The sequence below is a fragment of the Maribacter aquimarinus genome (assembly GCF_047345505.1).
In the GTDB taxonomy this organism is placed as follows: domain Bacteria; phylum Bacteroidota; class Bacteroidia; order Flavobacteriales; family Flavobacteriaceae; genus Maribacter.
The window spans coordinates 222,412-237,912 of record NZ_JBLFEO010000001.1 but is presented as its reverse complement, the minus strand read 5'-3'; the positions used below and the strand labels follow the sequence as shown (position 1 = coordinate 237,912).

The window sequence follows — 15,501 nt, the reverse complement described above, 5'->3', positions numbered from 1 at the left end:
TCAGAAATGAAAATATTGAAATCCTTTTTAATGTTCTGTGGTATTCTTTTCATTGTGGGAACCTTGGTATTTGCGGTAAAGGCACCCGATTCCAATACGGCTGCCAAAACCAAGGGCGCCAAGGTTGATGCGCCTAGCGACAGTGTGCAAAAACATGTGGCCCGGGAATACCGCATCTCTTCCATTGCCATTCCGGAAGACCTTAATTTTGCCGGGGAGGCCGTGCCCCAGGAAGACCCCGAGGTCATGGAGCGGGTGGACCGAGAATTTTTGGTGAACACCTACTGGCAGTCCAACGCCCTGTTGCTCATGAAGCGCGCCCATAAATACTTTCCCGTCATTGAGCCCATTTTGGCCAAAAATGGCATTCCGGACGATTTTAAGTACCTCGCGGTGGCGGAGAGTGCCCTGACCAACGTGGTCTCACCGGCGGGCGCCACGGGCTTCTGGCAGATCATGCGCGGTACCGGAAAGGAATACGGCCTGGAGGTAAACAGCAATGTGGACGAGCGTTACCATTTGGAAAAAAGCACCGAAGTGGCCTGTGAATACCTTAACAGATGGAAAAAACGCTACGGTAGTTGGACGCTCACCGCGGCGGCGTACAACGCTGGACCCGGGGCGATCAACAAGTTCATGGCCGCCCAGGAGGTGGATGATTACTATGATCTGCTCATGAGTGAGGAAACCGGTAGGTACGTCTTTAGGATCATGGCCATCAAGGAAATCCTGAGCCATCCGGAAAAGTATGGTTTTTACATAGACGAACAGGATCTGTACCAAGCGGCGCCCTCCTTTACGGTAGAGGTGGACAAACCCATTGCCAACCTTACCGACTTTGCCCAGGAATACGGCATTACCTACAAGATTTTAAAAAGGCACAATCCCTGGCTAAGGGAGAACCATCTAAACAACGCCTCCGGCAAAAAGTATAGCATTACCATTCCCAACAAAGGATTTTACAGGGAGACCAAATAGACGATGTTTCCCGATGGCCGGTTTCTGCGGCGGGCGCGCCACTTGGTGGGGAACAAGGGAACAATGTGGAGAGATTGACGACGTAGGACTTTGTGCTCAGGGCCTGAGGGACACGGCTTAAGACATCGGAGCCCATAAAGGCCCAAATTGACCGACATTGACCCAAATCACAAAAACAGCCTCTCAGCACATAATTTAAAGAAGAATCAAGACTGAACGCCAAAGGTATAAGGTTGAAGGCCAATCTTCATCCCATCGGCCCAAGTCAGAAGAACGACCTCCCAGAGTTCATGCTCAATGCTCAATGGTTCCCACTTCGTACATCAAACTTCGTATTTCCCACTTCGCACTTCCCACTTCGCACTTCCCACTTCGTACATCTAACTTCTAACCTCTAACCTCTAACCTCTAACCTCTAACCTCTAACCTCTAACCTCTAACTTCTAACTTCGTACTTCCCACCACCCAGCATCGGCACGCATCTGGAAAACCATTTTTTCCTTATTTTGCAGCCTCAAAAAAAAACGATACGGATATGAAAGCAACACGGCTCTTTTTTCTCAGTGCCTTGGTTTTGTTGTCGTCTTGTGGCGGCCTTAAGAACATGATGGCCTCGGAATGGACCAAGGAGAACTATAACGGAAAGGAATTTGATAAACTTACCGTGCTCGTGGTGAGCAAGGACATGGAGGTAAGGCAAGAGGCCGAGGAAGCCATTGTGGCGCAATTGGTGAACCAGGGCCAGGACGCCATTACCGGGATGAACATTGTTTCCCTGGTGGCAGGGGAATCGGAATGGCAGGAAGAGCAGTTGGTAAAGCGGCTAAAGGAGCAGGAAGTGGACGGGGTGCTGGTGCTTAGTTTGGTAAATGTACGGGACAAACAAGTGTACAATCCCGGCACCGCGATGACCTATCCCACGGGCTTTGCCCGGGCGGGCGGTTTTATCTTCAGGACCTACGGTTATGTGCAGACCCCGGACTACTACACCACGGAAAAGGAATACATCATTGAGGCCAACCTCTACGACACCGGGGTACAGCGCAGGGAAGAGGCCTTGGTGTGGAGCGGGCAATCTGCCGTATCCAACTATGCCTCCATCAAGGGCACGGCAAAATCCTACGGAAAGCAATTGGCACGTTACCTTACGGAAAAGGGCATTGTGCAATAAGGAGCGCTAGGGGCCCGGGACGCATTTGGCGCAAGGTCTGCCACAGCTCAGATCTTTTTCATTTGCTGTTGCATCATCTTGATCTGTTCGGTGAGCATGTTGTTCTTGTCCAACTTCTTGGCCTCGCGCAGCAATTGGGTGGCCTCCCGTTTTCGGCGCTTTTGCATGGAAATGCCCGCCAGGCTCAATTTGGCCATGGCCACGTCATAATCCATGGTAAGCCCCAATTTCAGTGCTTTACGGAAGTATTTTTCGGCCGTGGTGAGATTTGTCTGTGAAAAAATGATGCCGTGGAGGTAATTGTAGTACCCCTGCTGCTTGGTGGTCAGTGCCGTTTCTGGGTTCCTGATCTTGTCCAGCCATTTCTTGGTGCCCGCCATATCCTGTTTTCGCATGCGCAGGAAGGCCAATAAGATCATCTCGTTTCTATAGTAAAGGAACACGAAGATACCGGCCAAAAGAATCAGGAAAATGCCATTGCCAACATAGCCTTCAATGAATTGGTAGATGGCGTACGCAACGATCAAGGCCGCAATGACCAATTTTATATTTTTATTGAACATAATGGTGGTTTAAGGTTTTGCTGATTTCATTGGCACCGCCAAAGGGTTTGATGCTCCAAGGCTTGCCTCGAAATTAATATTCAGTTTCTAATGAATGCCCCGTGGGCTTGCCCCGAGGTGGTTTGCTTTACCGGCCCTGCGCCATTGCGTGTTTGGAGCACCGCCACCGGCCTTCTCTTTTAACCCTGCAAAACTAGCGAAAACCTTGGTTTTCCTTATGGCCATGGGGCAAAAATTATTTTTTTTGATTCCTGTTGCCAAAGACAAAAGTCTTTGTATATTTGCGCCCAGTTTTACGGAAGATTCCGTAGGCCGCTAACAAAAGAAAATCTTTTAAGACATGCCCGGACAAAAAAGAACATACCAGCCCTCTAAAAGAAAAAGAAAGAACAAACATGGGTTCAGGGAGCGCATGGCCTCTGTCAATGGAAGAAAGGTCTTGGCACGAAGAAGGGCCAAGGGAAGAAAAAAACTCACCGTATCCTCTGAGCTTAGACATAAAAAATAGATGATATTGCCATCATACAAAATACGAAGGTGTTACTTTATGGAAGTAGCACCTTTTTTTTGGCCCCACGGCGCCCTTGGGGCATCCATTGCACAGACCCTATTACCCAAAACACTGTAGATCATGCCAAAACGAAAAGATTTAAACTGCATACTGCTCATTGGCTCCGGCCCCATCATCATTGGCCAGGCCTGCGAATTTGATTACGCTGGGTCACAGTCCCTACGCTCCCTCAGGGAAGATGGCATCGAGACCGTCTTGATCAACAGCAATCCGGCCACGATCATGACCGATCCCTCCATGGCCGATCACGTCTATTTAAAACCGCTCACCACGAAATCCATCGTGGAAATACTAAAGGCCCATCCGCAGATAGACGCGGTACTGCCCACCATGGGTGGCCAAACGGCTTTGAACCTTTGTATAGAGGCCGATAAAAAGGGCATTTGGGAAGATTTTGGGGTAGAGCTCATAGGGGTTGACATAGATGCCATAAACATTACCGAGGACCGGGAAAAATTCCGGGAACTGATGCTGGACATTGGCGTGGGCATGGCGCCACAGGCCACCGCCACCTCTTTTTTGCAGGGCAAGGAAATTGCCCAAAAGTTTGGCTTTCCCTTGGTGATCCGGGCGTCGTACACCTTGGGCGGGGCAGGGGCCTCCATTGTGTACCAGCCCGAAGATTTTGATGCCCTCCTGAGCCATGGCCTGGAAATATCGCCCATACACGAGGTCATGATAGACAAGGCCCTGATGGGGTGGAAGGAATACGAGTTGGAACTGCTGCGCGACAAAAATGACAATGTGGTCATTATCTGTACCATTGAGAACATGGACCCCATGGGCATCCACACCGGGGATTCCATTACCGTGGCCCCGGCCATGACCCTGTCTGACCGCACTTTCCAAAAAATGAGGGACATGGCCATTCACATGATGCGCAGCATTGGCGATTTTGAAGGGGGCTGCAACGTGCAGTTCGCCGTGAGCCCGGACGAAAAAGAAGAGATCATTGCCATTGAGATCAACCCCAGGGTGTCCCGTTCCTCGGCCCTGGCCTCCAAGGCCACGGGCTACCCCATTGCCAAGATCGCCACCAAACTGGCCATTGGCTACTCCTTGGACGAGCTGGACAACCAGATCACCCGATCCACCTCGGCGCTCTTTGAGCCCACCTTGGATTATGTGATCGTGAAAATACCGCGTTGGAACTTTGATAAGTTCGAGGGATCGGACCGTACCCTAGGGCTGCAGATGAAATCCGTGGGAGAGGTCATGGGCATTGGCCGATCCTTTCAGGAGGCGCTGCACAAGGCCACCCAATCGCTGGAGATCAAACGCAACGGCCTGGGCGCAGACGGGAAGGGGTACAAGGACTACGACCAGATCATAAGCAAGCTCACCGTGCCCAGTTGGGACCGTGTCTTTGTCCTGTACGATGCCATACAGATGGGCATCCCCCTGAGCAGGATCCATGAAATCACCAAAATAGACATGTGGTTCCTGAAACAGTACGAGGAACTGCATCAGTTGGAGAAAGAAATATCAAAATATACCATTGCCACCCTCTCCAAGGACCTCTTGTTGGAGGCCAAGCAAAAAGGGTTCGCGGACCGGCAGATCGCCCACATGCTGGAATGCTACGAGAGCGAAGTGTACAACAAGCGCACCGAGCTAAACATCAACAGGGTCTATAAGTTGGTAGATACCTGTGCGGCAGAGTTCAAGGCCATGACGCCGTATTATTATTCCACCTTTGAAGCGGAGATCGAGCTGGCCGACGGTACGCGCTATGTGGAGAACGACAGTAAGGTAACGGACAAAAAGAAAATTGTGGTGCTGGGTTCCGGACCCAACCGCATAGGACAGGGCATTGAGTTCGATTATTGTTGCGTGCACGGGGTACTGGCCGCGGCCGAATGTGGGTACGAGACCATCATGATCAACTGTAACCCCGAAACGGTCTCCACGGATTTTGACACGGCAGACAAGCTTTACTTTGAACCTGTTTTTTGGGAGCACATCTACGACATCATCAGGCATGAAAAGCCAGAGGGCGTCATTGTGCAATTGGGCGGGCAAACGGCCCTGAAACTGGCCGAGAAATTGAGCAAGTATGGCATAAAGATCATTGGCACCAGTTTTGAGTCCCTGGACCTGGCCGAAGACCGCGGCAGCTTCAGTACCCTTTTGCAGGAGAACAACATTCCCTATCCCAAGTTCGGAGTGGCAGAGACGGCGGATGAGGCCCTACAACTGGCAGATGAACTGGGTTTTCCGCTGTTGGTGAGGCCTTCTTACGTGCTGGGCGGCCAGGGCATGAAGATCGTGATCAACAAGCAGGACCTGGAGGCCCACGTGGTGGACCTCCTGCGCAAGATACCCAACAACAAACTGTTGCTGGACCACTACCTGGATGGCGCCATAGAGGCCGAGGCCGATGCCATTTGCGATGGGGAGGAGGTGTACATCATTGGCATCATGGAGCACATTGAGCCCTGTGGCATCCACTCCGGGGATTCCAATGCCACCCTGCCGCCCTTTAACCTGGGCGAGTTTGTGATGCAGCAGATCAAGGACCACACCAAAAAAATTGCCCTGGCCCTGAACACGGTGGGGCTGATCAACATACAGTTTGCCATAAAGGATGACATGGTCTATATCATTGAGGCCAACCCAAGGGCCTCCCGTACCGTTCCCTTTATAGCCAAGGCCTACAAGGAACCGTACGTAAACTATGCCACCAAGGTGATGTTGGGCGAAAAAAGGGTGAAGGATTTTAAATTTGATCCGCAGCTGGAGGGCTATGCCATAAAGCAACCGGTCTTCTCTTTTAACAAGTTTCCCAACGTGAACAAGAACCTGGGCCCCGAGATGAAGAGCACGGGAGAGAGCATCCTGTTCATAGACAGCCTCAAGGACGATGATTTTTACAACCTCTACGCCAGGCGAAAAATGTACCTGAGCAAGTAGGCCCCGCCCCCGTTAGTTGAACCACACGGCATGGCGCTTGCGCCTTAGTTCCAGGGCCAGGGCCTTTTCCAGTCTCAGGGCCTCGGCCCTTGTGGCCACGGGCGCCAGGTGCTGGTACAGGCTGCCGCGCAGGTACTGTCCGTACCCCCTTACGATGGAGGACGATAGGCGATGGCCCTTCTTGTTCCGGTGTCCGCTTTTGTGCTCCAAGAAACGTTCCTGGGGCGTTTTACTGGTCATCCCCACATACAGGCATTGCTGCACCCCGTTGTATTGCGGATTGGCTTCCCTAAATTTTTTGTTTTCCGTAAAGACGCGCTTGGACAGCTCGATCACATAAACGCGGTATTGGGGCTTGGGCATGGGGCTGGGTTATGTTCCAAAAATAAGGTCGGGGAGGGCTACCCTCCAAATCCTTAGGGAAAGGAGGGCCCGCCGGGCAATGAAGACCGTGAGTGCAGTGGCGTAACTCGCTCGCCTGTCCCAGCAATGAAAGCTATTTTTCGCCATTCATACTGTTTTGATTTTTTTTATATCTTTGGGCCACTAACATTAACATAGAAAAAAAAAGCACGATGTTCAGGAATAAGATACATTCTTTCAAAACTTTCCTAGTCTATTTTATCGGCTATGTCGTTGGGCTTCCCTTGGGGTATTTTTTGATCAAGGCCATCGATCTTTATCTTTTTAAATAATGGGGTGTTTGTGCACTGGTACGCCTACTTTAGTTAGGTAGATGCGGCACTGCTAACGTGTTGTTTGCGTCCCAGCAGGGGACAGGATGAACGTTTGTTCTGGGTTGTTTGGTGATTCTGGACGTTATCCTTGGAGCTGGGTGTTTTCAATTTGAAACCAAAAAAAGCGATTGGCATTTCATTTTCTGGGTGGTTGCCTTGATTCACCTGCATCAGGTTTTCTAAAGAGCACAATTTTAAGAAAACAATGGCAATATGGCTCGAGGCTCATTACTATCTTTAAAGGAATTAACGTATTCCAATCCAACCTTTTATGCGCCGGCCCCTAATTTTTTCTGTCTCTTTCTTTGCCTGTTACGCGCTTATGGCGCAAAGTCCATCCGAAAAACCCACCATTTCCGAACGAAATCCCGGCAATAGGCTGCTACAGTTCAATATGGACATGCCCAAAGGGGTCAATGACGAACAGTTTGTGAGCGGCACGGCAGATTTTCCCATGATGACCAACCTCGCCCTTAGGCTAGAGCGGAGCTATTTTAAGGCGGGAGCTTTAGAGCAAGTGGGCGTAGGTTTGGCCGCAAAATATTTTTTTGATCCAAAAACCTATCTTTTTGTGGGTGGGGAAATTCATCAGGTATTGGGCATCACGCCCGGTGGCACCCAAAAGCCAATGATGAATTTAAACGTGGGTCTGGGCAAAGAAGTAAAATCCAACCTGTTTTTGGAACTTCAGTATAAACCAGGTCTGGGCGTTCCCAGCCCAACGGCTGTTCCAGGGACCTTTAAGAACAAGCATAATGCCCTGAATTTTAAAGCGAGGTTTTAAGGGGTAGGTTGCTGGCCACCACATAACCTCTTTGATCTTACAGGAATTAGCGTGGTATCACCAACACCGCCGCTGGGAGAGGGTCACGCTCGTACCGGAGCGTTTGGTCAAAACCAAGTACTCCTGTCCAAGATGCGGCCCTTCCAAATCCAGAGGTCCATTTCTCTTATGTTGTTCAGACATCGCAAAGGGATAGGTGTTTTCTTCGTTAAAGGTGTTGCCGCTTACCGGGGTGTGGCATAAGCGGAACGCTTGCGCCAGCGTGCGTTTACAGATGCGCTGCACTAAGAATTACCCTACGCCAAAACACAGTGCGAACCATTGGCACGGTCGGGACGCTAGCGCCAGTGGGTAGCTTTCCGTAATGATGAACATAATATGGATAGGTAAAATTTTAAACCATATTTTTGATGAGCGCGTATTTTGGCGTTCAGCGCATCAGGCATATCGTAGTATATTTCTTTTCTTCTTTTTGAGATAGTGTCCAAAGGTTGGTCCAGACGTCCAAAAACATCGTCTTTTGAACGGTATTTTATCTTGCTTGAATTGATGAAGTTAAGGTTGTTGAAGTAATACCTTTTCGTCGATGAAGCCATGGTACCCAGTAAAATCGGTTTCATTGCCGTTGGCCTGGGCCCTGCAACATAGGTGGTTTATGCACAGTAGTAATGCCAGGGCCATGCCCAAGCGAGTCATCTTGATTCTTTTATGGCTCAAGTTACATAAAGATTTAAAAAGAGTTGGAGGCCCGCCAATGGGGGCTCCACGATCGCAGCGAAATAACGTTGTCAGCGTTTCCCAAAAACACATCGAGGTCCAAGCTTGCCATTGGATGGTAGCGTATCCTTCTGCGTGCATTAAAAACCATAACAAAGGGGATGGGCCTCCGAGCTACCGAATAGGGAGCGCACAAATATCAAGACACGGCACCCCAGGAAACAGGCCCAAGGCGATGTCCCAGAGCTTCCTTTCAACGATACATCCATCATCTCACTTGGGCTCCAGCACCACAAACGGAATGATCATTTCCTCCAGGCTTACCCCGCCGTGCTGGTAGGTGTTCCGGTAGTAGCTCACATAATGGTTGTAATTGTTGGGATAGGCAAAAAACAGATCGTTCTTGGCAAAGATATAGGAGCTGCTCACGTTTATGTTGGGCAAATGGATGCGCTTGGGGTCCTTGGCGGCCAGCACATCGGCATCGTCATAGGTGAGGCTCCTTCCGGTCTTGTAGCGCAGGTTTAGGCTGGTCTCCCGATCGCCGATCACCTTGGAGGGCGATTTTACGTTAATGGTGCCGTGATCGGTGGTAATGATCAGCTTCATCCCCATCTGCTGTGCTTGCTGTATGATCTCCAACAAGGGCGAGTTCCGGAACCAGCTCTTGGTCAGGGAGCGGTAGGCCTTGTCATTGCTGGCCAATTCCTTGATCACCTCCATCTCGGTCCTGGCGTGGGAGAGCATGTCCACAAAATTGTACACAATGGCCGTGAGGTCGTTGTCCTTGTGCGCCCTAAAGTTCTGGGAGAGCTGCTTGCCCTGTTTTAAGCTGCTTATCTTGTGGTAGTCCCACTTCATGTCCTTGCCCAGGCGCTTCAGCTGTTCGCCCAGAAACTCGGCCTCAAACAGGTTCTTGCCGCCTTCCTCGGTATCGTTCTTCCACCATTTGGGATATTTTTTTTCCATATCCAGCGGCGTAAGTCCGGAAAAAAGGGCATTCCTTGCATATTGGGTGGCCGTGGGCAGGAGGCTGTAATAGCTGTGTTCCTTCGTCTTTTTGTAAAAGGGGGACAGGATGTCCTCAAAGGCGTACCACTGATCGTACCTAAGGTTGTCCACCACAATGAGCAGGGTGTTGGCTCCCTCCATTTCGGGGGCGATCCATTTTTTAAAGAGGGTGTGGGACATTACGGGGCCGTCCGCGTCGGTGAACCAATCTTCATAGTGGCGGTCCACAAACTTGCCAAATTGTTGGTTGGCCTCCACCTTTTGGGACTCCAGGATGCCAAACATGCCACTGTCCTCGATCTGCTCCAGTTGCAGTTCCCAATAAATGAGCTTTTTGTAGAGCTCGGCCCATTCGCCGTGGGTGTTCACCATGGAAAGGTCCATGGCTATTTTCCTGAACTCTTGTTGGTAGTTGCTGGTGGTCTTTTCGGAAATGAGACGGGAATGGTCCAAATTTTTCTTTAGCGAAAGCAAGATTTGGTTCGGGTTCACGGGCTTAATGAGATAGTCGGCTATTTTGGAGCCTATGGCCTCTTCCATGATGAACTCTTCCTCGCTCTTGGTGATCATGATCACCGGGAGGGAGGCGTTCCCCATTTTTATTTCGGACAGGGTCTCCAGTCCCGAGATGCCCGGCATGTTCTCGTCCAGGAAAACAATGTCCACAGGGCGTTCTTCCAAGTATTCCAGCGCTTCCTGGCCACTCTTGCAGCTGTGCACTACATAATCCTTGCTTTCCAGGAAAAGGATGTGGGGCTTCAGTAGATCGATCTCGTCATCTACCCAGAGGATCTGTATTTTGCTCATATCATGTTCTCTTTTGGCGTTGCTCTCTTTGGTATGTACGCAACAATGGGGCCAATGGTCTTTTGCGGGCGGCAAACATTTAAGCTATGGCGGTGCGGCCAATTTGCCTAAATTTGCCCTTAATTGAATTAGAACCCCACTGTTTTGGCAAGCCCCAACAAACTAAAAATTTTCAACGATCCAATTTACGGATTTATACCCATACCCAGTCCGCTCATTTTTGATCTTATAGACCATCCCTATTTTCAGCGGCTGCGGCGCATTTCCCAAATGGGACTGTCCTATCTGGTCTATCCCGGCGCCCACCACACCCGGTTTCACCACGCCCTGGGCAGCATGTACCTCATGCAGCGCGCCGTACAGGTGCTTCAGTTCAAGGGCGTGGCCATTACCGATCGGGAACGGGAGGGCCTCTTCGTTGCCATTCTCCTGCATGACATTGGCCACGGTCCCTTTTCCCATGCCATGGAGCACAGTTTGGCCAAAGGGGTGGACCACGAGTACATTTCCCTGCAGTTCATGAAGGCGCTCAATGAGCAATTTAAGGGCAAACTGTCCTTGGCCATTGCCATCTTTACGGGAAAGCACCCCAAGAAGTTCTTGAACCAGTTGGTGTCCAGTCAGTTGGACATGGATCGGTTGGACTATCTAAAGCGCGACAGTTTTTACACGGGTGTGGCCGAGGGGAACACCAATGCCGAACGGCTCATAACCATGCTCAATGTGGTGGACGGCCATTTGGTGGTGGAGGAAAAGGGGATTTATTCGGTGGAAAAGTTCCTGCTCGCCCGGAGGTTCATGTACTGGCAGGTCTATCTGCACAAGACCGGGGTGGCCGCGGAACAGCTCTTGATCAACATTTTAAAACGGGCCAGGGAACTCATGCAAGAAGGGGGCAGCCTATCGGTTAACGGTGCCTTGCGCTTTTTTCTGGAAAACCAGGTGAACCGCTCCAATTTTGATGCAAAAACCTTGCAGGTGTTCAGCGAGTTGGATGATATTGATATCCTCAGCGCTTTAAAACAGTGGCGGCACCATCCGGATAGGGTGCTGTCTAGACTCTGCGGCATGGTCATAGACAGGAACCTGCAGCACATAAAACTGAGAAAGGAACCCATGGCCCGGGACAAGTTTCAGAAAAAGTTCGATGCCGTGCGCAAAAAATACCAGCTCAGTACCAATGAAACCTCCTATTTTGTGTTTCGGGGAAAGGTGTCCAACAGGGCCTATGACAAAGACCGGCAGAACATCAATATCCTGAAAAAGAACGGGAACATTCGCGATGTGGCCAAGTTGAGCGACAATCTGGTGCTTACCGCCCTGGCCGAGACCGTGACCAAATACTACGTGTGCTACCCCAAGGATTCCATTTAGTGCGAAGCGATTAGAGGTATAACTATTTTTCTTACTTTTGCTCCTATGGTATTTACAGCAGCTCAGATCGCAGGCATTTTGGAAGGCGAAGTGCAGGGAAACCCAGAAGTAGCCGTCCATAAATTGGCCAAGATCGAGGAGGGTGAAAAGGGGTCGCTTACCTTTTTGGCCAATCCAAAGTACACCCCTTACATTTACAAGACCAAGGCCTCCATTACCATTGTGAACAAGGATTTTGTGGCCGATCAAGAATTGAGCACCACCCTGATCAAGGTGGCCGATGCCTACACCTCTTTCTCCAAATTGCTGGAGTACTACAACCAAGTGAAAAACAACAAAACCGGCGTGGAAGACCCCGTGTTCCGCTCCGAAACCGCCACCTTCGGGAAGGACCTTTATTTGGGTGCCTTTGCCTACGTGGGCAACAATGTAAAGGTGGGCAACAACGTAAAGATCTACCCCAACGCCTACATTGGAGACAATGTTACCATTGGCCATGGCGTTACCGTGTTCGCCGGCGCCAAGATCTATTCAGAAAGCGTCATTGGCAACGGCTGCGTGATCCATAGCGGATCGGTCATTGGTGCAGATGGCTTTGGCTTTACCCCCAACGGTGAAGGTGCCTTTACCAAGGTGCCCCAAACGGGCAACGTGATCCTGGAGGACGATGTGGAGATCGGGGCCGGCACCACCATTGATCGCGCCACCTTGGGCGCCACCATTTTGCGCAAAGGGGTAAAATTGGACAACCAGATACAGATCGCCCACAACGTGGAGATCGGGGAGCACACCGTTATCGCGGCCCAGACGGGCATTGCCGGATCCACAAAAATTGGCAAGCACTGCATGATCGGCGGCCAGGTGGGCATTGTGGGGCACATTGTGATCGGGGACCACGTAAAGATCCAGGCCCAGAGCGGCATTGGCAGAAATGTAAAGGACCACGAGGTACTGCAAGGTTCCCCTGCCCTGAGTTATGGCGATTACAATAAATCTTATGTGCACTTTAAAAACCTGCCCAAAATAGTGAGCAGATTGGACAATCTTGAAAATAAGGATTGATGATGAAGACACCCCAGAAACAAAGAACCATAGCAAAACCGGTGACGCTCACGGGAGTGGGCCTGCATACCGGTGAGAGCGTTACCCTAAAGTTTGTGCCCGCTGCGGAGAACTACGGGTATGCCTTTAAAAGGGTTGACTTGGAGGGCGAGCCGGTCATTGAGGCAGATGCCAATTACGTGGTAAACACCCAACGGGGCACCAATCTGGAGAAGCGCGGGGTCAAGATCCAGACCTCGGAGCACGTCCTCGCCGCTTTGGTGGGACTGGAGATAGACAATGTGATCATGGAGCTCAATGCCCCGGAACCCCCAATAATGGACGGTTCCGCGAAGTATTTTGTGCAGGCCCTGGAAGAGGCGGGCATTGTGGAGCAGGAAGCCGATCGGGAGGTCTTTGTGGTCAAGGATATCATTTCCTATAAGGACGAGGCCACCGGAAGCGAGATCACCGTGATCCCATCAAAAGAATATCAAGTGACCACCATGGTCGATTTTGGCACCAAGGTGCTGGGCACCCAAAACGCCACCTTGGAACACTTGTCCGATTTCAAAGAGGAGATTTCCGCGGCAAGGACCTTCAGTTTTTTGCACGAGCTGGAAATGCTCTTGGAAAACGGCCTGATCAAGGGGGGAGACCTCAACAACGCCATTGTCTATGTGGACAAGGAAATTTCCGAGGGCACCATGAAAAAACTGGAAAAGGCCTTTAACAAAAAAAAGCTCTCGGTAAAGCCCAATGGTATCCTGGACAACCTTACCCTGCACCAGCCCAATGAGGCCGCACGCCATAAATTGTTGGACGTGGTGGGAGACCTGGCCCTGGTGGGAACCCGTATCCAGGGAAAGGTCATTGCCACCAAGCCCGGGCATTTTGTGAACACCCAGTTCGCCAAGAAGTTGGCCAAGATCATTAAGCTGGAAAAGCGCAACAATGTGCCCACTTACGATCTCAACGCCCAACCCTTGATGGACATTCACCAGATCATGGCCATGCTTCCGCACCGGCCGCCCTTTCTCCTGATCGATCGTATCCTGGAGCTCACGGACCAGCATGTGGTGGGGATGAAGAACGTGACCATGAACGAGCCCTTTTTTGTGGGACATTTTCCCGGGGCACCCGTGATGCCGGGAGTCTTGCAGGTAGAGGCCATGGCCCAGACCGGGGGCATCTTGGTGCTGAGCACCGTGCCAGATCCGGAAAATTACCTTACCCTGTTCATGAAGATCGATAAGGTGAAGTTTAAACGTCAAGTACTGCCTGGAGACACCCTGATCTTCCACTGCAGCCTCATATCTCCCATACGTAGGGGCATTTGCCACATGCAGGCCTATGCCTACGCCAATGGCAAACTGGTCAGCGAGGCCGAGATGATGGCCCAAATCGTTAAAAAGAACCAAAAATGAATCAGCCGCTGGCGTACATCCACCCGGGAGCAAAAATTGCCAAGAACGTAGTGGTGGAGCCCTTTACCACCATACACAACAATGTGGTCATTGGGGACGGCACCTGGATCGGGTCCAACGTGACCATTATGGAGGGCGCCAGAATAGGAAAGAACTGCAACATCTTCCCCGGGGCCGTGATCAGTGCCCCGCCACAGGACCTGAAATACGATGGCGAGGACACCACCGTGCACATTGGCAACGGAACCACCATACGCGAGTGCGCCACCATACACAAGGGCACCAATGACCGCATGAAGACCGTGATCGGAAAAAATTGCCTCATCATGGCCTATTGCCACATTGCCCATGACTGTCTGGTGGGCGATCACTGCATCTTTTCCAACAACAGCACCCTGGCCGGGCATGTCACCATCGGGGACAATGTGATCCTCGCGGGCCTTGTGGCCGTACATCAATTTGTGTCCATTGGCCAACACGCCTTTGTTACCGGGGGCAGTCTTGTGCGCAAGGATGTGCCGCCCTTTGTAAAGGCCGCCCGTGAGCCCTTGTCCTATGTGGGCATCAACTCCGTTGGCCTCCGCAGAAGGGGCTTCCCATCTGACAAGATCAGGGAAATTCAGAACATCTATCGCATTTTGTACCAAAAGAATTACAACAATACCCAGGCTGTCCAGATCATAGAGGCAGAAATGGAGGCCACCCCGGAGCGGGACGAGATTCTTCAGTTTATCCGGGATTCGCAACGCGGCATCATGAAAGGCTATTTCAGTGCCAGTTAAGGACATCCAAAGACAACATCAACATAAAAACATAACCAAAGAAAGGCATGGCATCCACATCAGACATTAGAAAGGGACTTTGCATCCGCTACAACAACGACATTTACAAGATCATAGAGTTTCTGCACGTAAAACCGGGCAAGGGCCCCGCCTTTGTGCGCACCAAGCTCAAGAGCATTTCCACCGGTAAGGTACTGGACAATACCTTTTCTGCCGGCCACAAGATAGAGGATGTGCGCGTGGAGACCCGCAGCTACCAGTTTTTGTACGCCGAGGGGCAGACCTATCATTTTATGAATACGGAAGACTACAACCAAATATCCCTGCAAGAGGGGGCCCTGGATGCCCCGGGCCTCTTGAAGGAGGGCGAGGTGGTAAAGATCATGTTCAACACCGAGGACAGCATGCCCCTCTCCGTGGAGATGCCCCCCAGTGTGGTCTTGGAGGTCACCTATGCCGAACCGGGCGTTAAGGGCAACACGGCCACCAATGCCACCAAGCCCGCCAAGGTGGAGACCGGGGCAGAGGTCAACGTGCCCCTGTTCATAAACGAGGGCGATAAGGTTAAGATAGACACCTCCAACGGGGCCTATATGGAACGCGTTAAGGAATAAACACTCCGCCC

The 15,501-nt window shown here is 51.1% G+C and carries 13 protein-coding genes; 10 read left to right on the top strand and 3 right to left on the bottom strand.

Annotated features, from left to right (window positions below):
• Positions 1–6: 6 nt before the first annotated feature.
• Together ACKWCC_RS01025 and ACKWCC_RS01020 are read left to right on the top strand one after the other, a co-directional pair.
• Complete coding sequence (locus tag ACKWCC_RS01025; protein WP_413994026.1) at positions 7–978, top strand: lytic transglycosylase domain-containing protein; 972 nt, start codon at positions 7–9, stop codon at positions 976–978.
• A 535-nt stretch (positions 979–1,513) separates the two neighbouring features.
• Entirely contained in the window at positions 1,514–2,149 is a 636-nt protein-coding gene (locus ACKWCC_RS01020; protein ID WP_413994025.1) for a hypothetical protein, read from the top strand.
• A 47-nt stretch (positions 2,150–2,196) separates the two neighbouring features.
• Here ACKWCC_RS01020 and ACKWCC_RS01015 read toward each other — a convergent pair whose 3' ends face one another.
• Complete coding sequence (locus ACKWCC_RS01015) at positions 2,197–2,712, bottom strand: DUF2892 domain-containing protein (RefSeq protein ID WP_413994024.1); 516 nt, start codon at positions 2,710–2,712, stop codon at positions 2,197–2,199.
• 340 nt (positions 2,713–3,052) lie between these two features.
• Between ACKWCC_RS01015 and rpmH the strand changes: the two genes are divergently transcribed.
• Complete coding sequence (gene rpmH, locus ACKWCC_RS01010) at positions 3,053–3,220, top strand: 50S ribosomal protein L34 (RefSeq protein ID WP_413994023.1); 168 nt, start codon at positions 3,053–3,055, stop codon at positions 3,218–3,220.
• Positions 3,221–3,343: 123 nt separating this feature from the next.
• A complete protein-coding gene (carB, locus tag ACKWCC_RS01005; RefSeq protein ID WP_413994022.1) occupies positions 3,344–6,196 on the top strand; it encodes a carbamoyl-phosphate synthase large subunit in 2,853 nt (950 codons plus the stop codon).
• A 12-nt stretch (positions 6,197–6,208) separates the two neighbouring features.
• On the opposite strand, the gene ACKWCC_RS01000 is transcribed toward carB, so the two are convergent.
• The gene (locus ACKWCC_RS01000; RefSeq protein ID WP_413994021.1) at positions 6,209–6,559 is read right to left on the bottom strand and encodes a GIY-YIG nuclease family protein; all 351 of its coding nucleotides are present in this window, start codon (positions 6,557–6,559) and stop codon (positions 6,209–6,211) included.
• A gap of 696 nt (positions 6,560–7,255) precedes the next feature.
• On the opposite strand from ACKWCC_RS01000, the gene ACKWCC_RS00995 reads away from it, so the two are divergent.
• Positions 7,256–7,717 carry a hypothetical protein gene (locus ACKWCC_RS00995; protein WP_413994020.1) on the top strand — a complete coding sequence of 154 codons (462 nt, stop codon included), beginning with the start codon at positions 7,256–7,258 and terminating at the stop codon, positions 7,715–7,717.
• Between the two features lie 990 nt (positions 7,718–8,707).
• Here ACKWCC_RS00995 and porX read toward each other — a convergent pair.
• Positions 8,708–10,252, bottom strand: a complete 1,545-nt coding sequence (porX, locus tag ACKWCC_RS00990) for a T9SS response regulator signal transducer PorX (protein WP_413994019.1) — start codon at positions 10,250–10,252, stop codon at positions 8,708–8,710.
• Between the two features lie 144 nt (positions 10,253–10,396).
• Here porX and ACKWCC_RS00985 point away from each other — a divergent pair, with 144 nt between their 5' ends.
• Genes ACKWCC_RS00985 through efp form a run of 5 tightly spaced genes read left to right on the top strand, consistent with a single transcriptional unit; the run spans position 10,397 to position 15,490 of the window.
• Positions 10,397–11,626, top strand: a complete 1,230-nt coding sequence (locus ACKWCC_RS00985) for an HD domain-containing protein (protein ID WP_413994018.1) — start codon at positions 10,397–10,399, stop codon at positions 11,624–11,626.
• 45 nt (positions 11,627–11,671) lie between these two features.
• Entirely contained in the window at positions 11,672–12,688 is a 1,017-nt protein-coding gene (lpxD, locus tag ACKWCC_RS00980) for a UDP-3-O-(3-hydroxymyristoyl)glucosamine N-acyltransferase (RefSeq protein WP_413994017.1), read from the top strand.
• Entirely contained in the window at positions 12,688–14,094 is a 1,407-nt protein-coding gene (locus ACKWCC_RS00975; RefSeq protein WP_413994016.1) for a bifunctional UDP-3-O-[3-hydroxymyristoyl] N-acetylglucosamine deacetylase/3-hydroxyacyl-ACP dehydratase, read from the top strand. Before lpxD ends, ACKWCC_RS00975 begins: the two co-directional genes overlap by 1 nt.
• Complete coding sequence (gene lpxA, locus ACKWCC_RS00970; RefSeq protein WP_413994015.1) at positions 14,091–14,876, top strand: acyl-ACP--UDP-N-acetylglucosamine O-acyltransferase; 786 nt, start codon at positions 14,091–14,093, stop codon at positions 14,874–14,876. Before ACKWCC_RS00975 ends, lpxA begins: the two co-directional genes overlap by 4 nt.
• 47 nt (positions 14,877–14,923) lie before the next feature.
• On the top strand, positions 14,924–15,490 hold the full coding sequence (efp, locus tag ACKWCC_RS00965) for an elongation factor P (protein ID WP_413994014.1): 567 nt from the start codon (positions 14,924–14,926) through the stop codon (positions 15,488–15,490).
• Positions 15,491–15,501 lie beyond the last annotated feature (11 nt).